The organism is Halosegnis sp. (genome assembly GCF_042216475.1).
Taxonomy (GTDB): Archaea; Halobacteriota; Halobacteria; order Halobacteriales; family Haloarculaceae; genus Halosegnis.
Window position 1 is genome coordinate 1 of the sequence record NZ_JBDGTV010000017.1, and the last position, 26,177, is coordinate 26,177.

Annotated in this window: 28 protein-coding genes; 17 read left to right on the top strand and 11 right to left on the bottom strand. The window is 64.7% G+C overall.

The features are described 5' to 3' along the window. Positions 1–169: 169 nt before the first annotated feature. From ABEJ63_RS10985 to dnaJ, 4 genes are all read right to left on the bottom strand, one after another. The gene (locus ABEJ63_RS10985) at positions 170–949 is read right to left on the bottom strand and encodes an N-acyl homoserine lactonase family protein (RefSeq protein ID WP_375796420.1); all 780 of its coding nucleotides are present in this window, start codon (positions 947–949) and stop codon (positions 170–172) included. A 31-nt stretch (positions 950–980) separates the two neighbouring features. Then, positions 981–2,219 (bottom strand): MFS transporter, encoded by a 1,239-nt coding sequence (locus ABEJ63_RS10990; RefSeq protein WP_375796421.1) that lies wholly within the window; start codon positions 2,217–2,219, stop codon positions 981–983. Positions 2,220–2,256: 37 nt separating this feature from the next. Then, positions 2,257–2,970, bottom strand: a complete 714-nt coding sequence (locus ABEJ63_RS10995) for an acetyl-CoA synthetase (protein WP_375796422.1) — start codon at positions 2,968–2,970, stop codon at positions 2,257–2,259. A gap of 65 nt (positions 2,971–3,035) precedes the next feature. Continuing rightward, a complete protein-coding gene (gene dnaJ, locus ABEJ63_RS11000; protein WP_375796423.1) occupies positions 3,036–4,184 on the bottom strand; it encodes a molecular chaperone DnaJ in 1,149 nt (382 codons plus the stop codon). A 93-nt stretch (positions 4,185–4,277) separates the two neighbouring features. On the opposite strand from dnaJ, the gene ABEJ63_RS11005 reads away from it, so the two are divergent. From ABEJ63_RS11005 to ABEJ63_RS11020, 4 genes are all read left to right on the top strand, one after another. Next, the gene (locus tag ABEJ63_RS11005) at positions 4,278–5,933 is read left to right on the top strand and encodes a histidine kinase N-terminal 7TM domain-containing protein (protein ID WP_375796424.1); all 1,656 of its coding nucleotides are present in this window, start codon (positions 4,278–4,280) and stop codon (positions 5,931–5,933) included. Between the two features lie 80 nt (positions 5,934–6,013). Next, positions 6,014–7,825, top strand: coding sequence for a Rieske (2Fe-2S) protein (locus tag ABEJ63_RS11010; RefSeq protein ID WP_375796425.1), 1,812 nt, complete (start codon positions 6,014–6,016; stop codon positions 7,823–7,825). A gap of 41 nt (positions 7,826–7,866) precedes the next feature. Then, positions 7,867–8,016, top strand: coding sequence for a hypothetical protein (locus ABEJ63_RS11015; RefSeq protein ID WP_375796426.1), 150 nt, complete (start codon positions 7,867–7,869; stop codon positions 8,014–8,016). 37 nt (positions 8,017–8,053) lie between these two features. Further along, complete coding sequence (locus ABEJ63_RS11020) at positions 8,054–9,133, top strand: CNNM domain-containing protein (protein ID WP_375796427.1); 1,080 nt, start codon at positions 8,054–8,056, stop codon at positions 9,131–9,133. Here the strand turns inward: ABEJ63_RS11020 and dnaK are convergent, their stop codons facing one another. Next, a complete protein-coding gene (gene dnaK, locus ABEJ63_RS11025; protein ID WP_375796428.1) occupies positions 9,134–11,053 on the bottom strand; it encodes a molecular chaperone DnaK in 1,920 nt (639 codons plus the stop codon). Between the two features lie 140 nt (positions 11,054–11,193). Beyond that, positions 11,194–11,805: a nucleotide exchange factor GrpE gene (locus tag ABEJ63_RS11030; RefSeq protein ID WP_375796429.1), complete on the bottom strand. Its 612-nt coding sequence runs from the start codon at positions 11,803–11,805 to the stop codon at positions 11,194–11,196. 88 nt (positions 11,806–11,893) lie between these two features. Here ABEJ63_RS11030 and ABEJ63_RS11035 point away from each other — a divergent pair, with 88 nt between their 5' ends. After that, positions 11,894–13,234, top strand: coding sequence for a DEAD/DEAH box helicase family protein (locus ABEJ63_RS11035; RefSeq protein ID WP_375796430.1), 1,341 nt, complete (start codon positions 11,894–11,896; stop codon positions 13,232–13,234). Continuing rightward, on the top strand, positions 13,234–14,757 hold the full coding sequence (locus ABEJ63_RS11040) for a DUF790 family protein (RefSeq protein ID WP_375796431.1): 1,524 nt from the start codon (positions 13,234–13,236) through the stop codon (positions 14,755–14,757). The genes ABEJ63_RS11035 and ABEJ63_RS11040 overlap by 1 nt, the downstream gene beginning before the upstream one ends. Here ABEJ63_RS11040 and ABEJ63_RS11045 read toward each other — a convergent pair. The 3 genes from ABEJ63_RS11045 to ABEJ63_RS11055 are packed head-to-tail and all read right to left on the bottom strand — an operon-like array spanning position 14,738 to position 16,683. Beyond that, on the bottom strand, positions 14,738–15,238 hold the full coding sequence (locus tag ABEJ63_RS11045; protein WP_375796432.1) for a hypothetical protein: 501 nt from the start codon (positions 15,236–15,238) through the stop codon (positions 14,738–14,740). The two genes, ABEJ63_RS11040 and ABEJ63_RS11045, sit on opposite strands and share 20 nt — an antisense overlap. A 36-nt stretch (positions 15,239–15,274) precedes the next feature. Then, positions 15,275–15,778: a hypothetical protein gene (locus ABEJ63_RS11050; RefSeq protein ID WP_375796433.1), complete on the bottom strand. Its 504-nt coding sequence runs from the start codon at positions 15,776–15,778 to the stop codon at positions 15,275–15,277. After that, positions 15,775–16,683, bottom strand: coding sequence for an RsmB/NOP family class I SAM-dependent RNA methyltransferase (locus ABEJ63_RS11055; RefSeq protein ID WP_375796434.1), 909 nt, complete (start codon positions 16,681–16,683; stop codon positions 15,775–15,777). The genes ABEJ63_RS11050 and ABEJ63_RS11055 overlap by 4 nt, the downstream gene beginning before the upstream one ends. Before the next feature lie 95 nt (positions 16,684–16,778). Between ABEJ63_RS11055 and ABEJ63_RS11060 the strand changes: the two genes are divergently transcribed. The 8 genes from ABEJ63_RS11060 (at position 16,779) to ABEJ63_RS11095 (ending at position 21,278) form a co-directional block, all read left to right on the top strand. Beyond that, positions 16,779–17,579 carry a translation initiation factor IF-2 subunit alpha gene (locus ABEJ63_RS11060; protein WP_375796435.1) on the top strand — a complete coding sequence of 267 codons (801 nt, stop codon included), beginning with the start codon at positions 16,779–16,781 and terminating at the stop codon, positions 17,577–17,579. Next, positions 17,576–17,773, top strand: a complete 198-nt coding sequence (locus ABEJ63_RS11065; protein WP_375796436.1) for an RNA-protein complex protein Nop10 — start codon at positions 17,576–17,578, stop codon at positions 17,771–17,773. The genes ABEJ63_RS11060 and ABEJ63_RS11065 overlap by 4 nt, the downstream gene beginning before the upstream one ends. A gap of 61 nt (positions 17,774–17,834) precedes the next feature. Beyond that, positions 17,835–18,092 carry a hypothetical protein gene (locus ABEJ63_RS11070; RefSeq protein ID WP_375796437.1) on the top strand — a complete coding sequence of 86 codons (258 nt, stop codon included), beginning with the start codon at positions 17,835–17,837 and terminating at the stop codon, positions 18,090–18,092. Next, positions 18,092–18,907, top strand: coding sequence for an arylamine N-acetyltransferase (locus ABEJ63_RS11075; RefSeq protein ID WP_375796438.1), 816 nt, complete (start codon positions 18,092–18,094; stop codon positions 18,905–18,907). The genes ABEJ63_RS11070 and ABEJ63_RS11075 overlap by 1 nt, the downstream gene beginning before the upstream one ends. Positions 18,908–18,931: 24 nt before the next feature. Further along, on the top strand, positions 18,932–19,681 hold the full coding sequence (locus ABEJ63_RS11080) for a proteasome assembly chaperone family protein (protein ID WP_375796439.1): 750 nt from the start codon (positions 18,932–18,934) through the stop codon (positions 19,679–19,681). Between the two features lie 44 nt (positions 19,682–19,725). After that, positions 19,726–20,367, top strand: coding sequence for a J domain-containing protein (locus ABEJ63_RS11085; protein WP_375796440.1), 642 nt, complete (start codon positions 19,726–19,728; stop codon positions 20,365–20,367). Between the two features lie 3 nt (positions 20,368–20,370). Beyond that, the gene (locus tag ABEJ63_RS11090; RefSeq protein WP_375796441.1) at positions 20,371–20,592 is read left to right on the top strand and encodes a hypothetical protein; all 222 of its coding nucleotides are present in this window, start codon (positions 20,371–20,373) and stop codon (positions 20,590–20,592) included. Next, entirely contained in the window at positions 20,592–21,278 is a 687-nt protein-coding gene (locus ABEJ63_RS11095; RefSeq protein ID WP_375796442.1) for a metallophosphoesterase, read from the top strand. The genes ABEJ63_RS11090 and ABEJ63_RS11095 overlap by 1 nt, the downstream gene beginning before the upstream one ends. Here the strand turns inward: ABEJ63_RS11095 and ABEJ63_RS11100 are convergent. Beyond that, complete coding sequence (locus tag ABEJ63_RS11100) at positions 21,262–22,515, bottom strand: NAD(P)/FAD-dependent oxidoreductase (RefSeq protein WP_375796443.1); 1,254 nt, start codon at positions 22,513–22,515, stop codon at positions 21,262–21,264. The two genes, ABEJ63_RS11095 and ABEJ63_RS11100, sit on opposite strands and share 17 nt — an antisense overlap. 85 nt (positions 22,516–22,600) lie before the next feature. Between ABEJ63_RS11100 and ABEJ63_RS11105 the strand changes: the two genes are divergently transcribed. Next, entirely contained in the window at positions 22,601–23,788 is a 1,188-nt protein-coding gene (locus tag ABEJ63_RS11105) for a threonine synthase (RefSeq protein WP_375796444.1), read from the top strand. A gap of 125 nt (positions 23,789–23,913) precedes the next feature. Then, the gene (locus ABEJ63_RS11110; protein ID WP_375796460.1) at positions 23,914–24,549 is read left to right on the top strand and encodes a LysE family translocator; all 636 of its coding nucleotides are present in this window, start codon (positions 23,914–23,916) and stop codon (positions 24,547–24,549) included. Here the strand turns inward: ABEJ63_RS11110 and ABEJ63_RS11115 are convergent, their stop codons facing one another. Then, positions 24,550–25,245, bottom strand: coding sequence for an HD domain-containing protein (locus ABEJ63_RS11115; RefSeq protein ID WP_375796461.1), 696 nt, complete (start codon positions 25,243–25,245; stop codon positions 24,550–24,552). Between the two features lie 136 nt (positions 25,246–25,381). Here ABEJ63_RS11115 and ABEJ63_RS11120 point away from each other — a divergent pair, with 136 nt between their 5' ends. Beyond that, positions 25,382–26,101, top strand: coding sequence for an alanyl-tRNA editing protein (locus ABEJ63_RS11120; protein WP_375796445.1), 720 nt, complete (start codon positions 25,382–25,384; stop codon positions 26,099–26,101). The last annotated feature ends 76 nt before the right edge of the window (positions 26,102–26,177 follow it).

Consider the following 26,177-nt stretch of genomic DNA (forward strand, 5'->3'; position numbering starts at 1 on the left):
CAAGCCGTTCCGGCCGCGCGAGGTGCTGTTCGTCGACGAGTTCCCCAAGACCCAGTCGGGGAAAATCATCCGGCGGGCCGTCGAGGCCACCTACACCGGCGAGGAGCTCGGCGACATGTCCTCCATCGAGAACCCCGACGCCCTGTCGGACCTCGAGGACGCGCGGTAGCTACCGGAGCGCGTTCGTGTCCCCGCGGTCGTGGAGCAGGCGCACGTCAGCGCCCGTCCGGCGGGCCCGCGATTTCACCTCTCGTAGCGACTCCACCGACTGCGAGAGGTCCCAGTTGAACGACGCCTGGAACCCGTTCTCGTAGCCGACCTTCCGGTGGGCGACATCGGCCGCGAGGATGACCTCCTCGTCGCCGAGATCGACGTGGACCGACTGGTGGCCCGGTGTGTGGCCCGGCGTCGGGAACGCGATTACGCTGCCGTCGCCGAACACGTCGTACTCGCCGGCCACCTCCGTCACATCGAACTCCGGTGAGCGCAGTGGCATAAAGTCGCCATCGAGATAGAACAGGTCCTGTATCGGAACAGGCCAGAAGGCGTGGCGCAGCTCCTCGGTCCGTACCAGTACCTCTGCGTCGGGGAACAGGTCGACGTGGCCTGCATGGTCAGAGTGGAGGTGCGTCAACAGCAAGTAGTCGATGTCCTCGGGGGCGTAGCCCGCCTCCGCGAGCTGTGCCCGCGGATGCATCGACTCGTCGTACTCGATATATGGCAGAAACTCCTCCATAAACGCCGCGCCGGTCGGACCGTAACCGGCGGGATCGTCGAGCATCTCGTGACTTAACCCTGTGTCGACGACGACCGTCCCTTCTGGGTGGTCGATGACGTAGAACGGACAGGCCGCCTCGTACGGTTCACCGGGGTCCTGTAGCTGGACGAGAAAGCTGTTGTCGAGACTCCAGTTCGCCGTGTTGAACGCCTGCACGTCGGGTGCTGGCATACTCCACGTGTGACGGGCCCACATCTAAAAACTACGCGTCAACACGGCCGCGCCAACCGCCTGGGGCTGTCCAGCCCGCAGCCGCGACGAACGCGACGCCGCCAAGCCCCACAAGTCCTGTGGCGAGGAAGACAGACGTGTAGTCACCGACAGCGCCGAGCCCAGCCGTCGCCAGCGGCGGTGCTGCGAGGCCTGCAATTGCGAAGGCGATCGAGGCGAATCCGTATAGCGTCCCGATATCGCCGACACCAAACAAGTCGGCGACGAACGGCGACAGCAGCGCGCCCGTCCCACCGTAGCCGACGCCGTAGACGACGGCGACGGCAATCAGCGCGGCCGCGCTGCTGGCCAGCGGAAGCACGAGTAGGCAGCTAGCCATTAGCGCCGCACAGGCGACGAAGACGGCCACGCGGTCCGTCCGGTCTGAGGTATAGCCGACGACCAGCCGTGCGAGGCTGGTCCCCACGCCGAGCGCGCTGATGGCGGTCACGCCGGCGCCACGGACGCCGAGCACGCCCGCGAACGGGACAAGATGGTTGACGAGCACGAACAGCGTCGCATACACCCCGCCCCAGCCGAGGACAACAAACAGGAACGGGACTGAGAGGACAGTCTTCCGCACCGATTCGTCGCGGCCAACCGTCTCCACCCCGTCGACGAACTCCCGGGCGCGATTGGCTCCGACAGCGGCTGGCTGCGCAGCCAGCAGGTACGTCGCGAACGCAAGCACGCAGAACAGGCCGACTGCGAGCGCGTCGAACGCGCCCCGCCAGCCGACCTGTGCGACGAGCCATGAGGCCGTCGGAGTCACCACCAGCAGCCCAGCACCCAATCCGGCGGCGGCGATGCCGGTGGCGAGTCCGCGGCGTCGCTGGAACCACCTCGGAACGGTAGCGTACGCGACGACGTAACAGCAACCCATTCCGAGACCTGTCGCGAGCCCGTAGCCGGCGACAAGTCCGAGGTATGTCTCTGCACGCGCGGCTACCACCATTCCTCCCGTCAGTAGGACCGCGCCTGCGGCGAGCAGCACTCGCGGCCCGAACCGGTCGAGACCGCGCCCAAGGCCGACTCCGCCAATATAAATGACCGCCGTCTGAACGCCGAAGACAAGCGAGATGCGGGCTGGTGGGACAGCGAACTCTGCCGCCAGCGCGTCGAAGAAAACGCTAAACGAGTATGTCAGCCCGAACAGAGCCCCCGCAGCTAAAAAGCAAGCGACGACGATGACCCAGCCGTAGTACACCTCCTCGGCGAGACGTGTGCGCACGCGGACCCGTCACCGACCTCCCTGGAAAAACCTTCGACTATAGCGGGTCCGTAGGCAGAATCGTCGTCTTATCGGGGCCTGCCCCGACGCCGAATACGCATCTCCGCTCGCTCCGGAGAACGACCACTCCGCCGGCTGCGAGCGGGGCGAGCAACCCCGCCGCGACGACGCCTGGGTCGGTAAGCGATGCCCGCACCGCTACGTGGTCGCCGACCCCGATGTCGTGTTCGTCAACGACGTTTCGAGCCGCCCCGAGCAGGTCGCCGTGGCTGTAGGTCCGGCCGTCGGTTGCGAGCAGTGGATCAGTGGCGGCAGGCCGGTCCGGCGGTGGCGTCGGGTTCTCGCTCCAGACGTCCCGCTCCCAGTAGGCGACCGCAGGGTCGGTCGGCTCCGCACCGTAGCCGACCTGTCGGGTCTCGGGGCCGGCGTCGAACTCGTTGAGTCGCCCGGTCGGAGCGACGAGCGCTTTGGTCTCCGCATCGACTGGCGCGTCGAAGCTGACCACTGCGCCCAGCAACCCCGCGCCGAGAAACGAGAGAATACTCTCGGGAATAGGTTCGTCGGCCACGCTCACGCGCATCCCACCCCGGACGCCCTCGTTGCGGAAGAACAGCCCCGCCTTCCAGGCTGTCGTCAGCGCGCGACGATAGTCATATTCGCGATCAGCCGCGTCGTCGACGAGTGCGACCGCGTCCGAGCGGCGGTCGCGCGCGAGCAGGGTCGCGAGCGTCGCAAACTCGAGATCAGACACAACTCTACTACGCGGGCGGGGGCGAAAAGCGCGTGGTTCGGTGGCGTCTGCGAAATTGCCGGTCGCTACAGGGAGTTGCGGATACGCTCGAAGAATCCCTCGTCGACGTTGACCTCCTCCCCGCCAGCCTCGGCGAACGCCTGTAGCGCCTCACGCTGCTCCTCGTTGAGATCGGTCGGCGTCACCACCTGGACGGTGACGTAGAGGTCGCCGTGGCCGCGCCCGCGGAGCCGGGGCATTCCCTTTCCCTGCAGGCGGAACCGTTCCCCCGACTGGGTGCCCGGCTCAAGATCCATCTCGACTGACCCATCGAGCGTTGGTACCTCGATGGTGTCGCCGAATACGGCCTGCGGGATGGAGACAGCGGCGTCGTAATAGAGATCATCGCCATCGCGTTCGAAGTCAGGATGCCCCTCGACGCTGACCTCAATAAGTAGATCGCCGTTGGGACCGCCGTTCTCACCAGGTGCTCCCTCACCGCTCATCCGGAGGCTCTGGCCATCTTGGATGCCAGCCGGGACGTCGACTTGGAGAGTGGCTTCCCGCTGGACGCGGCCGTCGCCGCCACACGTCCCGCAAGTCTCCGAGTGGAGTCGACCCTCGCCCTCGCAGCGCCGACAGGTCTGCGTCTGCTGGACCCGGCCAAGCGGCGTCTGTTGGACGCGCGTCGTCTGCCCCTGGCCGTTACATTCCGGGCAGGTACGCGTGTCCGCATCTGGCGGGTGGCCGGCCCCGTCACATTCTGGACAGGTCTCTGGGCGCGTCACCGAGAACTCGCGGGTGATGCCTTCGTAGGCGGCCTCCAGCGAGATGCTCATCCGGGTGCGGAGGTCCTCTCCCTGTCTGGGGGCGTTGCGGTCGCGGCCGCCGCCGCCGAAGAACTGGTCAAAGATGTCATTCATCCCACCGCCACCGCCGAACGGGTTGCCGCCCCCCATGCCGCCCATCCCGCCGGCGCCGCGGTCGCCGTCGGTCGCCCCGCGCTTGTCGGCCTGTTGGAACCGCTCGTGGCCCATCTGGTCGTACATCCGGCGCTTCTCGTCGTCGGTCAGCACCTCCTTGGCTTTCTTCGCCTTCTTGAACTTCTCCTCAGCGTTCGGGTCATCGGAGACGTCCGGGTGGTACTCGCGGGCCTTCTCCCGGTACGCCTGCTGTATCTCCTCCTCGGAGGCGTCACGCGAGACCCCGAGCACCTCGTAGAAGTCCTCGCTCATTACCGCTGGATAGCCCGCGGAGACGTTTGAAAGGAACGGGTCTGGACCGCCACAGGCGAAAGACCCATTCGGGGTAGCCACATAGAAGGACTAATGGACCCGGCGCGACTCGGGTACGCGGTACTATTCGCGTTTGCCGGAGTTGTCTGTCTCGGCGTTATTCCGCGAGCGCGGCGACTCTCCGACGCAGACACCCGTCGGGGCCTCGTCGCGCTGCTCGTCACGTGTGGCGGTTGGGCGCTTCTGACAGTCGGGCAGGTAATCGCTGGCTCGCTGGCTGTGAAAACCAGCCTCTACACTATCGGCCTTGCCTTTGGCTTCGCTACCGTCTTTCCATGGCTCTACTTCTGTTCGGCTTACTCCGGCCGTCGCTACCATCACAATCCGACACTCCGAGCACTCGCTGTCGCCTGCTATCTCACTGTCGTCGGCCTCAAGTTCACCAACCCGGTACATGGGCTCTACTTCGCGGCGACGCTGGATCCGACGCCGTTCCCTCACTTAGTTATCCAGCGATCGCTACTCAATTGGCTGACCACCGTGCTCGCGTACCTGCTGTCGGCTGCTGGTTTTCTCATGCTCTTCCAAGTGCTACGCCGCTCGGGGTATAGCACAGAGTCGCTGTGGGTCACCGTCGGCTTCGCAGCACTACCGGTGCTCCCGAGCGTCGCTGCCATTGTACCTGGGGTGGCGATACTCGACCTGAGCTACGAACCTATCGGCGTCGCGCTGTTCGCGCTCGGTGTGCTCTATTTTGTTGAGGAGAAGTTCACCTCTGTCCGCCGGTTCGGCCGCGAGCAGCTGTTCGACGAGATTGCAGACCCTGTAGTCGTACTTGATGATGAAGACAGAGTGCTCGAGTACAACGAGGCTGCGCCGGCGCTGTTTCCGAGTCTAGAGGGGGCCGTCGGCCAGCCGCTGACGGACGTCGCTGCACAACTGACGGCGACCCCTGACGAGTCGGAGGTGGTGAGCATCTCAACAGACGGCAGAGAGCGGTACTTCGTTCGCCGAACAAGCGAACTCACCGTCGGGGCCGTGCGGGTCGGCTGTGTGCTCGTGCTCACAGACGTGACGGAGCTTGAACGGAACCGTCGGGAACTCACGCGACAGAACGCACAGCTCGACGATTTCGCAGCGGCTGTCGACCACGAGCTGCGCAACACTGTGAGTCTTATCGAGGGGTACGCGGAGATTGCCCGCGAGCACGCAGACGACGAGTCGACTGACGACGCGCTCGCGGTCATCGAACGGACCAGCGCGCGGATGGCCGGTATCGTGGGCGACCTCACGACGCTCGCCCGTTATGGCCAGACTCTTGATGAGACGAAACCGTGCGACCTCGAGCAGACCGTCCGGGCGGCCTGGGAGCGAACCACCCCAGAGGGGCTCACGCTCACCGTAGAGCAGAGCGGAACGGTGACTGCCTCACCGGACCGGTTGACAGCGCTGTTTGACGCCGCCTTCGAGTTCGCGAGCGTCACCGGCGCTGACAACGTGACCATTGGGTATGAGGCCGGGGAACTCACAATCACCACCGACGGAGACCCAATCCCGAATGATCGGTGTGAGGCTGCCCTCAATTATAACGCCGCTGTTCCTTCCGCGAAAGCGGGAATGCTGCTCCCAAACGTCCGTACACTTGCCACCGTCCACGGCTGGCAGACTGCCCTTGACCCGGAGTACGAAGACGGCGTCCGCATCCAGATAACTGGCATTGAGGATACCGCGCCACCGGTCGAGACGTAACTACCTGCCGGACCTGACGGCTCGCGTACAGAAGGCCGCTTCAGCGAGCCATCAAGTGTCTCCATGTGGAACGATGACGCATGGCGACCGACGAGCACGGCGGAATGGTTCACGTCGCCTCGCTGGCGGACCTCGCCGAAACCGGACGAACAGTCGTGCGGGTCGACAACCGCGCAGTCGCGCTGTTCCACCATGACGGCGATATTTACGCTGTTGACAACCGGTGTCCACACATGGGCTTTCCCCTCTCAGAGGGTACCGTTGAGGAAGGGATGCTCACCTGTCACTGGCATCACGCCCGCTTTGAGCTGGCCGAGGGGGACACGTTCGACCCGTGGGCAGATGATGTCCAGACGTTCCCGACGGAAATCCGCGACGAGGAGGGCGACAATCAAGTATATCTTGATCCCGACCCGCCGACCGACGTGTCTCCTGGTGTGCGGTGGCGCAACCGTCTCGCCGATGGCCTCCACGAGAATATCCCGCTCGTGATGGCGAAGGCTGTCGTCGGGCTAGACGATGTCGACTCCGAGGCGGTCGACGGCTTCCACACGCCGCTCCAGACAGCTGTTGACTTCGGGACGAAATACCGCGCCTCAGGGTGGGGACGCGGACTGACGACGCTTGGCTGTGCTGCGACACTCTACGGGCAAGTCGGTGGTCGCGACCGGCGCCGCGCGATGTACCTTGGCGTCCGGGAGGTGGCAGACGAGTGTGCCGGCGAGCCGCCTCGGTTCCAGGGATATGCCTTCGACAATCGTGATCTCTCGAAGGCGCGGCTTCGGTCGTGGTTTCGCGACACGGTTGAGGTACGGGATGCCGACGGCGCCGAGCGGTGTCTACTCACCGCCGTCGAGACGCTCGATCCCGCCGACGTCGCTGACATCGTTTTCACTGCCGCCACTGACTCGCTGTACCTCGACGCTGGCCATACGCTTGACTTCCTCAACACGGCCTTCGCGACGCTAGACCATCTCGGCTGGGTTGGCGGCGGTGACCGCGATGAGCCCAACGCCGCACGGGTGCTCGCCTCTACCGTCGAGCGGCTTACAGAGGCAACCCGCGCCGAGGAACTCTCCTCGTGGCGGACGCCTGTCGACGTCGCAGGACTCTGTTTCGACGCAGCCGAGCGACTCGACGACTGCGTTGCTGCCGGCGCGGGTCGCGACTGGACGGAGCCGGAGGGCTTCGTTGACACGCTACTGTCGGACGACCCAGAGGCCATCCTTGAGGCACTGACTGGCGCCATCCGGGTAGGAGCGACCCGGCGAGAACTGGCCGACGCCGTCGTCCGGGCGGCGACCCGCCGAGTGGCGTGGTTCTCGACCAACAACGAGTTCAGCGACTGGAACACGGTCCACCACACGTTCTCGTACGCTAACGCAGTGTACGAGGCAACGGGCAGAACGAGCACAGACGCGCTCTACCGCGGCTGTTTCGACGCGGCCATTTCTGTCTATCTCGATCGTTTCCTCAACAGTCCTCGGGCGCCTGTGCCGGAGCCGGAGTCGGACGGCTCCGACCGCGATCCTACGACGGTCCGGGAGGACCTACTCGACTGCTTCGACGAACAGGGGCAGGTGAATCGCGCGGGTTCGCTCGTCGTGGAGCACTTCGATGCCGGCGGCGACCCGGCCGCGCTCAAGCAGACACTCGGCCGAGGACTGCTCCGCGAGGATGCCGGGTTCCACACACTCCAGAACGTCATGTGGGGGCTTGAGCGATACGATGCGCTGGCCACCCGACCAGACGCAGACTGGGAAGCACAGCTGGCGCTCGTCGCGCCGGCCCGCTACATGGCCGCTCACTTCCCCACCCGCCGGGAACACGAACAGACGTTCTCCATCGCGACCCGGCTCCACCGTGGCGAGCGGCTTCACGAGGCGGAGTAATGCCCCGGAGATTTTTGTCTACCCTTGGCGTAGCATCGCTTATGCCGCAGGTCGAACTGTCCGAAGAGACACTCGAACGGCTCGACGCACTGCGCATCGATGACATGAGCTACGACGAGGTTGTGACCGAACTCATCGACATCTACGAGGCGGAGGGACTCACTATCCAGTACGGCGGCGACGCGCTCTGAGACGGAAACTTATCCGACCCCCCTGACTACGCGGCGTATGGTCGACCTCGTGACCGCGCTCCGGCTCGGGGGTGGCGCGCTCCTCCTGCTTTCGAACGGTTTCTTCGTCACGACAGAGTTTGCGCTAACGCGCGTCCGGCAGTTCGCCGAGTCGGAGTTCGAGGGCCTTGGACTGACACGCGCTTGGGAGATGACAGAGCGACTCGAAATATATCTCTCTGGCTGTCAGGTCGGTATCACAGTCTCGAGTGTCGGACTCGGGGTGGTCGCAGAGCCAGCACTGGCGGCCGTTCTTGATCCGGCGGTTCGTGCGCTCGGACTCGCTGGTGGAAGCGGGGGTCACACCGCCCTCTCCGTCGTCCTCGCGTTGGCGGTGATTAACCTCCTGCACGTTATCGTTGGCGAACAGGCACCCACGTATCTCGGTATCGAACGGACGAAATTCGTCGCACGGTACGGCGCACCGCTGCTCTACTGGTGGACCAAACTCATGTCGCCGGTTATTCTGCTATCCGACCGCATCGCGAAAGGTGTACTTGGGTTATTCGGCATCGAGATTGCCCGATCGTGGGCCGACGAGGAGCTGGAGGGTGAGAGGCCACCCGAGACCCGCGGAGAACTCATGCGCGATATGAGCGAGCGGCTGCGGGGACTGGGAGTTTCCTCGGAGCGTCGCGACGAAGTATTGAACGCACTCGCTATTGACGAGATACGCGTCTCCGACATCATGATCGACCGCGAGAACATCGTCGCCGTCTCGACCGTGGATGATATCGAGACCAACGTCGAGCGGATGGCCGAATCACCACATGTCCGCTTCCCACTGGTTGGCGAGTCAATCGACGAGTTCGTCGGCATCGTCTATACGCCCGCGGTGCTCAGACACCTAGACGAACTCACGGACGGCTCGCTCGATTTACGGGAACTGACGGCGCCGCCACTGACTGTCGCGGCCGACACGCCGGTCAGTGAACTCATTGACCGACTCCAGCGAGAGAATCAGGAACTCGCGCTGGTCGAGCGGAATGACGAGATAGTTGGGCTGGTTACTGCAACCGACGCTTTCGAACAGATTACGGGCGAACTCGAGGACCCACTGGACCTGCAGGCAGGGTAACTACTCCTCGTCGTCCTCGTCAACCTCGTCGAAGTCGGCGTCGACGTACTCGTCGTCGCCCTCGGGATCGGTACCGCCCGCGCCTGCGCCGGGGCCCGGGCCGGCGCCACCCATGCCGCCCATGCCGGCGCCACCGGCTGCCTGCTGACCGGCCTCTTGATACATCTGCTTACCAATCTCTTGGAGCGCCTCGGCAAGACTCTCCGTGGCAGAGGTGAGCGCCTCGGAGGCAGCGTCGAGTTCGTCGCTGTCGACCTCTTCGTACTCCTCTAGAGCCTCCTCGACACGGTCGATTTCGGCCTCGATGTCCGAACGGAGTTCGTCGTCGACAGCCTCTTCGTTCTCCTCGAGAAGCGTCTCGGCCCGCTGAATCGTACTCTCGGCCTCATTGCGTGCCTCGACGAACTCGCGACGCTTCTGGTCCTCTTCGGCATGCTGTTCGGCTTCCTCCTGCATCTGCTCGATTTCCTCGTCGGAGAGACCGACGCCGCCCTCGATGGTAATTTCTTCTTTGTTGCCAGAGCCCTGATCTTCGGCCTCAACATTGACAATACCGTTCTCGTCGATGTTGAACGTCACCTCAATCTGGGGTGTACCAGCCGGCGCCGGTGGGATGCCAGTCAGCTGGAACGCGCCGAGCAGCTCGTTCTCCTCGGCAATCTCGCGTTCGCCCTGGAAGACACGGATCTGCACCTGCGTCTGGTTGTCGGCGGCGGTGGTGAACACCTTGGACTCCTCCGTCGGGATGGTCGTGTTCTTCTCGATAAGCCGCTCGAACAGCCCACCCTTTACCTCGATACCCAGCGAGAGAGGCGTCACGTCTAGCAGGACGATGTCGTCAACGTCACCCGAGAGGACGCCGCCCTGGATGGCCGCGCCAAGTGCCACTGCTTCGTCGGGGTTGACGTTCTTTTTTGGCTCGCGGCCCGTCATCTCCTCGACCTTCTCTTGGACCTGCGGCATCCGGGTGGAGCCCCCTACGAGGATAACCTCATCAATGTCGTCCTTCGAGTAGCCGGCGTCCGACAGGGCCTGTTCCGTCGGACCGACCGTCCGCTCAAGGAGGTCCGAGGTGAGCGACTCGAACTTTGCCCGGGTGATTGTCTCCTCAAGGTCCTTGGGGCCGGAGTCGTCCGCGGCGATGAACGGCAGCGTAATCGTCGTCTCCTTCCGGCTCGATAGCTCTATCTTTGCCTCCTCGGCGGCCTCGGTAAGCCGCTGGAGCGCCTGCCGGTCTTCGCGAAGGTCGATGCCGTGCTCGGCCTCGAACTCGTCGGCCAGGTAGTCGATGATGGCATGGTCCCAGTCGTCGCCTCCGAGGTCGTTGTCGCCGTTCGTTGCGACAACCTCGTAGACTCCCCCTCCAAGTTCAAGGATGGAGACGTCGAACGTCCCGCCACCGAGGTCGTAGACGAGAACCGTCTGATCGGTCTCGTCATCGAGCCCGTAGGCCATCGAAGCAGCCGTCGGCTCGTTGACGATCCGCTCTACTTCGAAGCCCGCGATTTCGCCGGCGTCCTTCGTCGCCTGTCGCTGGCGATCGTTGAAGTACGCCGGCACCGTGATGACGGCCTTCTCCACGTCGTCGCCGAGGTACTCCTCGGCATCCCGCTTAATTTTCTGAAGGATCATCGCCGAAATCTGCTCGGGCGTGTACTCCTCACCCTCAATATCGACGGTGTAATCCTCCTCGCCCATGTGCCGCTTAATGGACTGAATGGTCCGCTCGGGGTTCTGGACTGCCTGGTTCTTGGCGGGCTTTCCCACGAGTCGCTCGCCATCGTCGGTGAACGCGACCACCGAGGGCGTCGTCCGCTCACCCTCGCTGTTCACGATAATCTCGGGGTCGCCACCTTCCATCACCGCGAACGCGGAGTTGGTGGTGCCGAGGTCGATACCGAGAATCTTGTTGCTCGCCATGTTACACGTAGTTACCGCGCTGAGTCGGTTAAACGTTGCTAGATGTCGCGAATCCGGGCTCGGAGGAGTCGGCTGCCGTCGGTCGGTTTCTCCGCGCGGCCGACCCGCGGACCGACACGTACAAATCGAACCGCCCGCAGTCAGTCGTCGCCGTCGTCGCGCTCGTCGGAAACGGTCACCTGCGCCGGCCGGAGCACTTTTCCGGCCATCTCGTAGCCTGGCCGGTGGACCTCTGCGACAGTGCCAGCCGGCTGGTCGCTGTCAACCCGCATCAGTGCCTCATGGTGGACCGGATCAAGCTCCGTCCCCGGGTCGGGTTCGATGGGTTCGACCCCTTCCGCATCGAGTACGTCGTCGAAGCCCCGCAGCGTCGTCTCTACGCCGTCGCGGATATCGGCGCCCTCCTCCTGTTCGAGCGCACGAACTAAGTTGTCGCGGACATCGACCAGTCGCTCAACGAGATCCTCTGTCGCGCGCTGGCGCGCCTCCTCGGTCTTCTGTTGCTGTCGCTTCTTGAAGTTCTGGAAGTCCGCCTGCTTGCGCTTCAGCTTCGACTCGAGTTCGTCGGCCCGCTCGCGCTCGTCAGCGAGCTCCGCTTCGAGTTCTTCGACACGGGCACGCAATTCGGCCACCTCGCGGGCTGTCTCCTCGGCTTCAGCCTCTGCGACTCGATCGACCAGCTCCGCGTCCGGCTCGTCGGTCGGTTCGGCCGCGTCGGACTCCTCAGGCGCTGCGGCCTGCTCCTCGCTCATGTCTCCACGGAAGTTGGCCGGCGGTAAAAGGGTGTAGAAAGCCAGCCGACGCAGCGGACTTATACTGGCTCATCCCCCAATCCCGACGATGTCGGTCGTCCTGACCTACGAGGAGGGGACTATCCGGGTAGACGGCGATCCCGGGACGCCGCTGCCGGCTGTCGAGTACGACCCCCGGTCGCAGTCCGGCCGTGCTCCAGGCCACGAGTACGCCCGACTGCGTGACGCCCTCGCGCCCCTCGCCGTGGACGTAGATGACCGCGTGCTGTCGCTGGCCGATATCGGTCCGTTAGAGTCGAGTTACGAACTGCGCGACTACCAGCAAGCTGCCCTCGACGCATGGGAGACAGCCGATTATCAGGGCGTCCTCGAGTTACCCACGGGCAGCGGCAAGACGGTTATTGCTCTCGCCGCCATCGCAACCTTGGAGACGCCGACGCTCGTCGTCGTCCCGACGGTGGATCTGCTTGAGCAGTGGCGTGGTGAGCTGACCCGCGAGTTCGACCTGCCGGTTGGCCAGATGGGCGGCGGCACCCAGCAGGTTGAGCCACTCACTGTCGCCACCTACGACTCGGCGTACCTACGAGCCGATGAACTGGGCGACCAGTTTGGGTTCGTTGTCTTCGATGAGGTCCACCACCTCGGCGGCGAGGGCTATCGCGATATCGCCCGGCTGCTCGCCGCGCCGGCTCGCCTTGGGCTAACGGCAACGCTCGAGCGACCCGACGGCGCCCACGAGGCGGTCGTCAATCTGGTCGGTGAGCGGGTGTATGCACTTTCGCCCGAGGCGCTCGCTGGCGAACACCTTGCAGCATACGATATCAGACGCATTGAGGTGGAGTTGACTGCCGAGGAACGGGCGCGCTACGAAGAGAATCAGAGCGTATTCACCGACTACCTGCGGGCCTCGAATATCCAGATGCAATCGGGGTCGGACTATCAGAAGCTGGTGAAACGCTCCGGCAGCGATCCCGAGGCACGGCGTGCGCTTCTCGCCAAGCAGCGCGCCCGCGAAGTGATGATGAACGCCGACGCGAAGGTCGACCGGCTGGCAGACCTGCTGGCCCGCCACGCCGACGACCGCGTCATCGTTTTTACTGCCCACACAGACCTCGTCTACCGCCTCTCGGACCGCTTTCTCCTGCCGGCGATTACGAGCGAGACAGGCGCTGCAGAGCGCCGCGAGATACTCGAACGGTTTCGCGACGGCACTTATTCGCGGATCGTGGCCGCGAACGTGCTTGACGAAGGGGTCGACGTGCCGGACGCCAACGTCGCGGTGCTGCTGTCGGGGTCCGGCAGCGAACGCGAGTTCACCCAGCGGCTCGGGCGCATCCTCCGGCCATCGTCCAAGCGGGACCGCGCGGTACTGTACGAACTGGTAACTGAGGCGACTGCTGAGGAGCGGGTCGCAGACCGGAGGCGCTGATGCTTCGGAAGGACTTGCTTCGCGTCTCGCGAGTTGGTGGCGGCTATCAGCCGAAATTCATCGACGACGACGAGTGCGCTCGCGAATTAGCCGCGCGGGTCATCGAGACCTACCACGAGCATATCGGCGAGCCGCAGAGGCGTCTCAAGGCCGCGCTGACTGACCTCGAGCGAGAGGCCACGGATTTCAAACTCGTCCGCGGGCTGGCCTACCTGGTCGAGCGCGAGGCGGTCTTCGAGACACGCGCGCCGGTCGATCCCGAGCGGGCCCGACGAGCCGCCTTCGAGGCCGGCGAAGCCGTCGGCGTCATCACCGAACGGGACCGCGAGCAGGCGCTGGCAGCCGCCGGCGACCGGCTGGACGCTAATCCGGACGACGTAGCAGCGTCGCTGTTCGCTGACCGCGAGCAGAATCAGCGCCTCGTCCAGTTCGACCCGCGATGGGGCTCCGCCGACCTCTGCAAGCAGTACGACCTCTCGTTGGCAGCGACGGCACTGTTCGATGCGACAGAGCTACGCGTGCGCTCCTCAGACCCAAAGACACTCATCTCGGCGGTGAAGCGGCTCCGACTGCTGTATGAAATACGCCGCACGGGCGAGGGCCGCGAGGTGGTGATAACGGGCCCAGATGCGCTATTCCGCCGGTCACGTCGCTATGGGACACGGTTCGCCCGCCTGCTGCGGACGGTCGCCCTCTCTGGCTCGTGGTCGCTGGAGGCGACCGTGGACGACAGAGGCACCGAGCGGACGCTCCAGCTATCCGACGGGGACGTGACAGTGCCGGGGACAGAGCCGGTGACAGAGATGACGTTTGATTCAACTGTCGAGGCGGACTTCGCTGCGCGGTTCGGTTCCCTTGAGTTAGACTGGCAGCTCGTCCGCGAGCCGGAGCCGCTGGCAGCCGGCGAACACGTCGTTATTCCGGACTTCGCGTTCGACTGGCGGCCTGGGGGCGCCGACACCTCCTTCCGTGTCTTCTTCGAGATAATGGGGTTCTGGACACCCGAGTACGTCGAAAAGAAGCTGTCGCGGTTCCGCGAACTCGAGGATGTGGCCTTCCTGGTCGCCGTCGACGAATCGCTCGGCGTCGGCGAGACGGTGGAGGAGCTTACCGACGGGGCCATCCCCTACTCAGAGACGGTCCGCGTGAAGAATGTCGTCGACGCGTTACGCGAGTACGAGCGCGAACTCGTGGCGAACGCCGCCGCACAACTTCCTGAAGTCCTCGTCCCCGAGGCAGATGTAGTGACGCTCGCTGACCTTGCGTCCGACCGTGGCGTGAGTGAGTCGGCACTTGCAGACGTTTCGTTTCCGGAGCACAACCTCATCGGCCGCACGCTCGTCCGGCCAGCAGTCCTTGAACAGGCCGGCGGGCGAATCGAGTCAGGGATGGCGCTATCGGATGCGGAGGCCATCCTCAACGAGGTCGGCATCGACGACACCAGCGCGGCGCTGTCGGCACTCGGCTACCGGGTCGCGTGGGAAGGACTGGCGGGCGGTACCGTCACGCCGAAGACCGAGTGACGGCCACGCCACTCGGCCCGTTACGCAGTTCGAAGAGTACGCGATTGCGGTAGCGGACGGTGACCCCGAACGGCTCGCCGCCACGGTGTGGTACCTGGAAGGCGACGTACGTGGAGACGACCGCACGTTCGCCGTCAGGACAGGTGCCATCGCCGGCGGCCCCCTCGTAGGTGAGTGTGTAGTTGGCGAGGCCAGTCTCGGCGAGCGTGGCGTTCTTAAGACGACTGTCGGGCCCGGAGACGGTCAGATTCGCCCGAATTATGAGGAAGGTGCCGCGGGTCGTGTTGCCGGCGTCGACCCGCGGCTCGCTGGCTGGCGCTTCCGCACACCGGGCGTCGCTGCTGTTAAATGCGGTAACGGTGGGGTCAACCCGCGGCTGACGGTCGAACAGTCCGGCCCCACCGACGATGACACCGACGGCACCGCCGGCCGCCAGAAGTACGACCGCCGCGGCGACCGTCGCGAGAAACCGCCGGTCCATACTCCGCCTGCACGCGGCTGGACAATCAGCCTGCCGTTATAGATCACGTCGCTTTCCCTTCGGTAACTGCGAGCGCAATTCGCCGTGAAGATAGAGCCCGACGCCGATTGGTTCGGGGTCGCCGGCCAGTTCATGACTGACGACGAGATATCCCCAGTCGCCCTCCCACTCGAGTTCCTGGTCGTGGCCAGCGAGAAACGCCTGTGCCTCCGGCTGCGAGAGGTGAACGACACAGTTGGTCGCACGGCTGCCGAACCGTTGGACCGCGTTTGTGGTCGGCTTCCAGTGGTCACCACCTGTTCGCAGAACGACCATCCCGAGCCCCTCGATGCGAACCGGTGATGGCAGTTCACCGTTGAACGCCCATATTTTCCCTGACCCGCGCTCCCAGAACGAGTAGCTGTCCCATGTTGTCCGGGGAATCCCGAACCGGTCGGCCCAGTAGTCAACGACGGCTGCCCGCGAGGGTCTGTCGGTCACCTCGCGGTCGGCGTCTGTCGCCGGCAGCCGCCCGAACTGACTCCCGTCATTAGTTCTCATGCTCTCACCTCCAGTTTCGCACAAAAGAACCCGCCCGTGTCATTGAGGTGCGGGTACACCCGCCTGGCCCGCGCCACAGCGGGGTCGTACGTGTCGCCACCCCATTCCGTGACACCTGACCGCGTCTCAAGGGGGACCTCGATGTTGCGGACGGAGACATCGTACTCCTCAAGCGCGTAATCGAGTACTGCCTCGTTTTCCTCGGGAGCGAACGTACACGTAGAGTAAACAACGGTGCCACCGGCCTGTGTAACCTCGATTGCCCGCCCGAGGATGCCCCGCTGGACGCCTGCGACTCCTTCGACGTGATCGAGAGACCACTCGTCGAGCGCGTCCGGGTTCTTGCGGACCGTCCCCTCACACGAACAGGGAACATCGACAACGCTCCGGTCGAACAGTGTGCCATCGAACGGTTTGAGCGAGAAGTTGCGCGCGTCCGACTTCGTCACCGCGACGTTCGTCAGCCCGCACTGCTCGGCGTTTGACCGGAGCGCTGACAGCCGCCCCAGGCTAGAGTCGTTGGCGACTAACAGTCCCTCGTCGTCCATCAGCGCCGCGAGGTGGGTCGTCTTCGAGCCAGGAGCCGCACAGGGGTCGAACACCCGCTCACCGGGGGCTGGGTCACAGATCAGCCCTGGCAACGCCGACACTTCCTCCTGCCCGTAGAGCCAGCCGTGGACATACGGCCACGTGTTGCCGGGCTTGCCGTCGACGGCAAACAGTCCGTCGTGCCAGCCGACCGACTCGTAGCCGAGCGGGGAGTCCGCGAGCGCGCGCTCGGCACGATCAACGCTTGTCTTCAGCGTGTTCACCCGGACCACCTGCGGCAGCGGCCGGTCGCAGGCGGCCCGGAATGTCTCGTAGTCGTCTATCAGCGGCTCGTACCGTGCGAGGGGGTCGTCCATACCGCCCTCCGGTCGTCCGCGCGCTTGTGGATTTCGGGTCCGGCCGGCGAGCAGGTCACGAACGGTTTATACCCGCCACCGCGCTAACCTCTCGTATGCAGTACTCAGGCTGGCCGGAATCCGGCGAACTCGTCGTCGGCGAAGTCGACGAGATAGAGGACTTCGGCGTCTTCGTCGATCTGTTGGAGTACGAGGACAAGCGCGGGCTGGTCCACGTCTCGGAGGTGGCGAGCGGCTGGATCAAGAACGTCCGCGACCACGTCGACACGGACGACGTCGTCGTCTGCAAGGTGCTTGACGTCGACCAGTCGGCCCAGCAAATTGACCTCTCCATCAAGGACGTCAACGATCACCAGCGTTCGGACAAGATACAGGAGTGGAAAAACGAGCAGAAGGCCGACAAGTGGATGGAACTGGCCTTCGGTGAGGATGTCAGCGACGAGCAATTCTCGTCGGTTGCCAATGCGCTCGTTGGCGAGTATGGCAGTCTCTACGCTGGCTTCGAGCAGGCGGCCATCCACGGTCCCGAGGCGCTCGAGGCGCTCGATCTCACGGACGACGAGCGCGAGGCGCTCGTCGATACCGCCCGCGAGAACGTTTCCGTCCCGTACGTGACGGTGACGGGATACGTCGACCTGGAGTCGCCCAACGGCGACGGCGTCGAAGATGTCCGCGCGGCGCTGGAGGCCGCCGAGGGGAACGGTGAAGTCCCCGATGAGGTTGATCTTGAAGTGACCTACGTCGGTTCGCCGGAGTACCGCATCCGCGTGCAGGCGCCCAACTACAAGACCGCCGAATCCCAGTTAGAAGAGAGCGCCGCTCGCGCCAGCGAGGCTATCGAGGCGGCCGGCGGCACCGCCGATTTCCATCGCGACCGCCGCACTGACGAGGAGTGAAATCCGACATCCGTGTGTGTCGGGCCGACGAGCACGACCGGCCTGTCTACACACTCACTGACACCTGCCCGGTCTGTGGCGCCCCGGCTGTCGACAGTGCCCCCGCCCCGTACAACCCCGAGGACCCCTACGGTGAGTACCGCCGCCGGGTGAAACGACGCGCCCGCGAGGGTGACTCAAGCGAGTTTCAGTAAGCCGGGCTACAAAAACGTCATTCAGATTATCCTTATGGCCGTGGCGGTCCTCCTCTCAACTATGCGACGACCGACCCCTGACGGCCATACCGACCCTCGAATCGACGCCTCGCCCCGGCAACTGCTCGCCGGTGCCGCCGTCTACCTGCTAGCGCTCGTGCTCGCACTGGCTGCGCCTGCTAACCCTGTCCTCGCGGCGGCAACCGCGCTCGCAGTCGTACTCGCGGGGCGGGTATACCGTCTGGGCCGCCGACGGCGCCGGCGTGGGCGGACGCGTCGGCTCTGTCTGCCAGGCAGCCGCGCCTGTCTGGAAGCCTGATGGACCCCGACGCATACCTAGAGCGTCTCGGACTGGCCGACCGCGAGCGGCCGTCCGACATCAAGACGCTGACGCGTCTCGTCCGTGCCCACGCGCTGACGGTGCCGTTCGAGACGCTAGCGGTCACCGGTGACCCGCACGGTCCCCACGAGGGGGCCGGCGTCTCGCTCGACCCGGCGAACTGCTACGAGAAGGTGGTCGGGCGCGGCCGCGGCGGCTTCTGTTACGAACTCAATGGCCTGTTTGGCTGGCTGCTGGACACGCTCGGATACGATGTCGACCGGGTGGCTGCGATGGTATTTGACGACGACGGCGACCCGTCACCGCCCGCCAACCACCTGAGCAACGTCGTTGCACTCGACCGTCGCTACCTCGTCGACGTTGGCACCGGCGGACCGCGCCCGCGCGGGCCGGTGCCGCTCGACGGGACAATCCGAACCGAGCGGTCCGGTGTTGCGTGGCGAGTCGATTCCTCCGAACGCCCGGACTCTGACTACCGGCTCCGTTACCGCGTCCCCGGGAACGAATGGACAGACCGGTTCGTGTTCACTGACCATCACCGGCCGCGGTCGTACTTCACGGCGACCTGTACGTATCTCACAACCGCCCCGGAGTCGCCGTTTACTGGTACTCCGGTGGTCGCTCTGAGCACGCCGACAGGCTACCGGAAACTCCACCCCGATCGGCTCGTCACGGTAAAGCGAGACGACCGCTCCGAACGGGCGGTTACCCCCGCCGAGTGGTACGACTTGCTCTCGTCGGCATTCGGCCTCTCTTATGGGCCAGCAGACGCGGCGGGACCGAACGGGACTTAACCCCGGCGAGACCCACAAACGAATATGGACGAGTTCGAGGTCGACCGCCACGCGGACCCGGCACTGTCTGACCCGGTGCTGGTTGAAGGGCTTCCCGGTGTCGGCCACGTCGGGAAACTCGCGGCCGAGCACTTGCTAGAGGAGTTCGAGGGTGAACTAGTCGCGCGAGTCCACTCCGAGCACTTCCCACCGCAGGTGACCGTTGAGGACGGGGTCACCGAGCTCGCGGGCGCAGAGTTCCACGCCGTCAACGCCGACGGGACAGACCTGCTCGTGCTCACCGGCGATCACCAGGCCGGCGATGGGCCGGGCCACTACCGGCTGGCTGACCGTTTTCTCGACCTCGCGGAAGGGTACGGCTGTGAGCGGGCATACGCCTTGGGGGGCGTGCCGACGGGCGAACTCATCGAGGAGTACGCCGTCGTGGGGGCCGCCAGCGAGTCGGCACTGGTCGACCCGCTGAAGGAGACGGGCGTAGAATTCCGCGAAGACGAACCAGCCGGCGGTATCGTCGGCATCTCGGGGCTCCTGCTCGGGCTGGGCGGCCGCCGCGGGCTCGCTGTTGCCTGTCTGATGGGCGAGACCTCTGGCTACCTCGTCGATCCCAAAAGCGCACAAGCGGTCCTCGAGGCCTTGAGCCGACTGCTCGACTTCGAGGTAGACTACGGCTCGCTCTCCGAGCGGGCCGATGAGATGGAAGAAGTGATGGAGAAGATGCAGGAGATGCAGGCGACTCAGTCGCCGGCCGACGACGACCTGCGGTACATCGGCTGAACGCGCCCCGAGGGATACTTACGTTCCGTTCGCATACAGCGGATGTGGTCCACGAGGTCGTAGTTCAGTTGCCCACGTGGCTGCTGTGGGGTGTGGCGCTCGGCGTACTTGGGAGCCTCATCGCCGCGGGGGTGTTCCTTGTCGGCGTCAGACTGTTCCCAACAGAGCCACCCGACGCGGGCGACCAGCTTGACGGCGACGGTCGCCGCCGTGGAGAGATTCGTGCGTACCTCGAAGGACTCGGCGAGTCATTCACCGAAAACGCGGCTATCGACGGCCAGCGAGTCGCCTTCTACCTCCCCAAACGGGATGTCGCAATCACGTTCAACCCACGGGCGTTCTACCGTATCGAACGGTCGCCGACCCATGCGGTGCTGGTCGAACACGAGATGCCAGCCGAGCTGCTCGGCTACCGGCTCCCGTTCGAGACACCCGAGCCCGAGTCGGATTCCGGACCCGATACGGAGAGACAGACGACTCTCGGCCGCGCGGCCGCCGAAACTGGCGACCCACGGGCGGCCGCCCTCGCCACTCTTGGGCTTCCATCGGGCGCTTCCCGCGAGGAGGTACGGGCAGCCTACCGCGAGCGAGTAAAAGAGGTCCACCCCGACCACGGCGGCGACGAGGAGGAATTCAAGCGGTTGCAAGAGGCTTATACCACGGCCAGACGGGAGGCGAACGCCTGAATTATGCGCGTCGAAATCACCGATACGGTCGTCGAACAGTTGGCTGACGTATTAGACAGCGGTCAGCTCGAACAACCGACCAATTGGATGGGTGCACAGTTCCTTGCGCAGGACTTCGGCTTCGACGAACTCGCACGGTTTGTCGTTGAAGCGGACGCCGCGACCTACTACGAGGCGCTGACGCGGGCGGCCGACCGTGCGGACGCCGATGTCCCGCTCCCGTGATGACGCCGCGGTACCGCGACCGGGCGGTGTACCTGCCAAGCCCCGACGTGCTCGTGGTCGCTGACCTGCATCTCGGGCGCGACGCCGTCTCGAATGTTGAGGTCCGCGTCGGCGAACATGAGGATGTCACGGACCGGTTTGCCGGGCTCTGCGAGCGATTTAAGCCGAACGAGGTTGTTGTCGCCGGCGACCTGCTTCACTCCTTCGGGTCGCTCCCCCGCGGCGTCCGTGAGACACTCCGCGAATTGAAGACGAGCGCCCGGGGGGTCGGCGCGCGCGTAGTCGTCACGCCGGGCAATCACGATGCGATGCTCGAGACAGTCTGGGACGGTCCCATGCCCGCAGAGCACGCCGTTGGTGATTGGGTTGTCTGTCACGGTCACGAACCGCCAGAAACAGACGCCGCAGGCTATATCGTCGGCCATGACCACCCAGCCATCCAAATCGAAGGACAGCGACGACCGTGCTATCTCTCTGCCGAGAGCATCTATGATGGAGCCGACCTGTTGATGCTGCCCGCGTTCACTGCACTCGCGCCCGGCGTGACGGTGAACGGAATGCGTACCCGCGACTTCCAATCGCCGCTCGTGACTGACGCCGACGCGCTCCGGCCAGTGGTGCGCGACGAGGCCGGCGATGAGACGTTGCGGTTCCCGCCGTTGGGAGAGTTTAGGCGCCTGTTATAAGCTGCGCGGCCACCCGGCCGGACTCCATCGACCCTTGTATCGAGCACCACCGAGTGTAGTCTCCCGCAAGGACGACGTTCCCCTTGGGAGCGTCCGGGTCGGGCAGCCCCGCCCGGAATCCCGGCGGCTGGGGAAACTGCGCGAACTCGACGCGATCCGTGTGGAGCAGTTCGAGCTCGTCAAATCGCGTCTCTGGGTACCACGACGCCAGCGCCTCGCGTACCTCCGCGGCGAGCGTCTCGTCGTCGGCCTCCTGCCTGCCGAGGAAGTTCGCCACGAGTAGCTGTCGACCGTCGGGCGCGTATGCCGGCTGTGCGGCCGAACTCGGCGACACCGTGTTTGGCCGATCATCGGCGCTGTTGAGGAGAATTCGCCGGCCAGTCCGGAGCTCGCGGTGGGCCGGCAGCGCGAACTGCTGGGTGACACACGCCTTCGCGCCCGTCGGCGTCTCCACCCCGGTCAGCTCGCCAGCTGTCCGGGGGTCGGTGGCGACGACAGCTGCGTCTGCTTCAATCGTCTCGCCGCCTGCTGTAACTCGGACCTGATTACCATCTGGCGAAACGGTCTTCACGCCCCGCTCCAGTTCGATCTGTGCCCCGGCCGCCTGCGCTCGCTTGGCTAGTTGTGCCGGTATCGCGCCCATCCCTTCCGCGGGCAGTCCGATTCGCCCTTCGGAAAGCGCCTTGTACGTGTACTCGAAGACATTTGCTGCCGTCGACAGCGACCGGTCGAGTGTAATACCTCCATAAAATGGGGCGACGAACCGTTCGATGTATGCTTGCGAGAAGTCGCGGTCTGCGAGGTACGAGGCGATGTCCCGGTCGTCACGGTTGAGCAACTCATCGAACGACCGGCCTGCGAGTGCCCGTTGGAGCCGGACAGTCTCCAGCTTATCGCGTAGGCGGATATCGCGGTTGAGCACTGTATCGACAAGCGTCCCAGGCGCCCGCAGCGGATCTGCAAGCGTCGAGCGGTGGTTGGGCCGCGCGAGCGTCGCCCCGGGAACGAACTCACCGACATCGAGCGCCGCCACATCGAGTTCGCGCCGAACAGCTGGATAGCCAGTGAACAGCACTTGATAGCCGCGGTCGAAAACGAAGCCGTCCTCGCGGCGGGAGCGGACGCGGCCGCCGATGTCCGCGCGCTCCTCAAAGACGGTCACCTCGTGGCCGGCCTCCGTGAGTCGGGCGGCTGCGACCAGCCCCGACAGCCCCGCACCGGCAACGATGGCGTGCATACCGTCGGTTGGACGGGCGGAGTGAAAAACGCGCCCGTTCGCCTTCGAGGGACAGAGGTTAGTCCCGCCCCCGCCTACCGCGGTCATGGAGACGACCGCGGCGTTCGCGGGGCTCGTATGTACTGACTGTGGCGAGCGGTTCGACGCTGAGACGGCGCCGGGCCGATGTCCAGACTGCGACGGCATTCTCGACCCCGACTACGATTATGAGACGCTGGAACTCACCCGGGAAACACTGAGCGGAGGCGGGAGCGGGCTATGGCGCTACGAGCCGTTGCTGCCGTTCCCAGAATCTGTCGCAGTCACCATCGACGAAGGGTCGACACCGCTTGTCGAGGCGCCGGCACTGGCCGAGGAGATGGGAGTTGGGGCGGTATATATCAAAGATGAAGGACGTAATACGACAGGAACATTCAAAGATCGCGGGCAGGCGCTGGCAGTGACGGCCGCCCGACTCCACGGCGCCACTGATGTCGCGCTGGCGACTGCGGGCAATGCCGGCCAGGCAGCGAGTGCCTACGCCGCCCGCGCCGGCCTCGACTCGCACGTGTTCGTCCCCTCACGGGCGTCCTTCGTCAACAAGGCCATGATAAACGTTCACGGCGGTGATATGACTGTCGTCGAGGGGCGCATTGACGACGCTGGCGCTGCCTACGAGGCTGCGATGGCCGACGAGGAGTGGCACTCGGTCAAGACGTTCGTCACACCGTACCGCCACGAGGGCAAGAAGACGATGCTGTACGAGACGGTTGAACAGCTTGACTGGTCGGTCCCAGACCACGTCGTCTATCCGACTGGCGGCGGCGTCGGGCTCGTCGGAATGCACAAGGCTGCGACCGAACTGCGCAAGTTAGGACTGACTGATGAGCTGCCGGCTATGTGGGCCGCACAGTCAGAGGGATGTGCGCCGATCGTGGAGGCATTTGAGGCGGGTCGCGATCGTCATGAGCCATGGGAGGTTCCCGACACCATCTGCGGCGGCATTGAGATACCCGATCCTGGGGCCTCGCCGCTCATCCTTGAAGCGCTCCGCACGTCCGACGGCGGCGCCGTCGCCACCAGCGATGACGCGATACTTGACGCCGCGCTGACCGTCGCGAAGCAGGAGGGTGTTGAGATGGGCGTTACCTGCTCGGCGGCTGCCTCGGGCGCGATGGCGCTTGCAGACCGGGACGCGTTTGGCCCCGACGACACCGTCGTTCTCCTCAACACCGGTGCCGGCAGTAAAGATGCCGACGTCATCCGGAGTCACCTGATGAGCAAGGGGATTTGAGACCGACTCAAGACATCCCGGGCAGCGCACGACTGCAGTGAAGCCCACACCACACAACGGTTATCACAACACCGGACCAGCCCGAAGACGTGTCGGAGGCTGTCGTCTCTCTGCTTGCCGGCGTCGTGTTCGGCCTCGCGCTCGCAGCTCCGCCTGGACCGATGAACGCGGTTATCGCTGAGGAAGCTGTACTCCGTGGCTGGTCGGCCGGCTTCCGTGCGGGACTCGGGGCGGCCACCGCCGATTTCGTCTTCTTTCTGCTTGCGTACGCTGGCCTTGTCGCTGTCGTTGAGCAGGTTGCGCTGCTGCGCGCCGGGATGGTCGTCGTTGGCGGTCTTCTGATGTTCTACTTTGCGTATGGTGCGGTCATGGACGTTCAGGCGACGTACATAGAGGCCGTCCCAAGCAGCGAGCGGGGGAAGGGATTTCGGAAGGCGTTCGCGCTGGCATTGACGAACCCATACCAGATACTGTTCTGGCTCACCGTCGGTGTCGGGTTGCTGCAGGCTGGGACCGTCGACGCGCTTGCACCGTTGTCAGATGCGCTCGCGGGGCTGCTGGTCGTGCGCACGGGCTCGCCTGCGCTGTTGGTAGGACTGTTCGCTGGCATAGGCGTCTGGATAACGGGATTCCCGGCCGCGCTTGTGGCCGCCCGCAATCGGACTGACGCCGTCGCTCCGGCCGTCGCCTATGCCTCTGCAGCCGTGCTCGTGGGCTTCGGCTGCTACTTCCTGTACGATGGCCTCCAGATGGCGCTGTGATTACTCGTCGATGGGCGGTTCGACCGGCTCCATGTCCGCCACCTCAGCCTCGAGCCACTCTTTGAACCAGCGGACGCGCTTGATTCGCTGGTGGGCAATAGACTCGGCGGTGTCTGAGACAACTCGAGAGATGGCGTCCTCGCCTCGCTCGAGCACGCGTCCCACCATCTCGTTTGCGTCCATGTGGGTGCGCGATTCGTAGCCCATCCGCAGCAGCATCAGGACGGTACCGTTTGCGCCTACCTTGTCGAGGAGGTCCGCCTCCATGAGACACCGCGCCTCCAGCGGCATGTCGGTTAGATCACCTTGGTAGGAATGCTCGCGGACAGCCGTACACACCTGCTCGATGAACGATTCGGGGTAGTCGCCGTGTGCCTCGAGGTACTGTCTGGCGATTTCCGCGCCAGCCTCGGCATGAACGTCTTGGTCGGCCTCCAGCTTCGCGATGTCGTGGAACAGCGCAGCTGTGCGGGTTACGTCCTCGCTTGCACCCTCTTTGCGGGCGATATGGGTCGCGAGCTTGGCAACGTTGAGGATGTGGTTGAACCGGTACTCTGCAGAGTGCCACGGGTACCACCGCATCCGGCCGCCTTCCTCTTCATTCTCGACGGAGGCCGCGAGGTAGTCGTGGACGAACTGCTCCATCTCCGCGAATGCCTCCTCGGAGACAGGCTCTTCCCGTATCTCAACGCCCATCGGGATCACCCGGACCGCGACAAACCGCACGTACGATAGTCATCTTATCAGAATAGAGGCCGGTCCATCTCTTCAGGTTTACGACACCCGCGTCACTCGCGCAACGTCTAACTACCGTGCCGCCGTCGAGTCGCCCGTGACCAACCAGCTCTATCTTAAGGACTCGAGCGTCCGGACGTTCGAGGCAACCGTCGAGCGCGCGCTCGACAATCGGGTCGTTCTCGACCGGACTCACTTCTACCCGGAGGGAGGTGGCCAACCGGCAGACCGTGGTCGGCTCGTGGCCGAGGAGACAACGCTCTCCGTGACCGATGTCCAGAAGCGCGACACCGTTTACCATCACATCGACGGCATTCCTCCTGAGCCGGGAACGACCGTCCGGGGCGAACTTGACGCCGAGCGGCGTGACGTCCTCTCGCGCTATCATACCGCCCAGCATCTACTGTCGGCGGTTCTGCTGGAGGCGTTCGACGCCGAGACGACCGGCAACCAGATCTATACCGACTACGCTCGGCTGGACGCCGCCCATGACCGCTTCACCGAGACCGACCTCGCGGATATCGAGACGCGGCTCAACGAACTTGTCACCGCGGACACGCCCATCACGTGGTACACGATGGACCGCGAACGAGCCGAGACCCGTCTTGACCCCGAGCGGACGCGCATCGATCTTCTACCAGACTCTATCACCGAACTCCGTATTGTCGAGATAGAAGGCCCTGAGGGCGACGTGCTCGACCGTACGGCGTGCGCGGGTACCCACGTCGAGCAGACGGGAATGATTGGCAAGGTGACAGTCACCGGCCGCGAGACGGCTGGTCAAGGGGAAGAGCGGCTGCGGTTCGAACTTGACTGACGGCGGACATGGTCCTGGACGCACGGCTGAAAAATCCGCCGTCGCGGTCGGTTTTTTGACGGGGCGGTCCGTACCA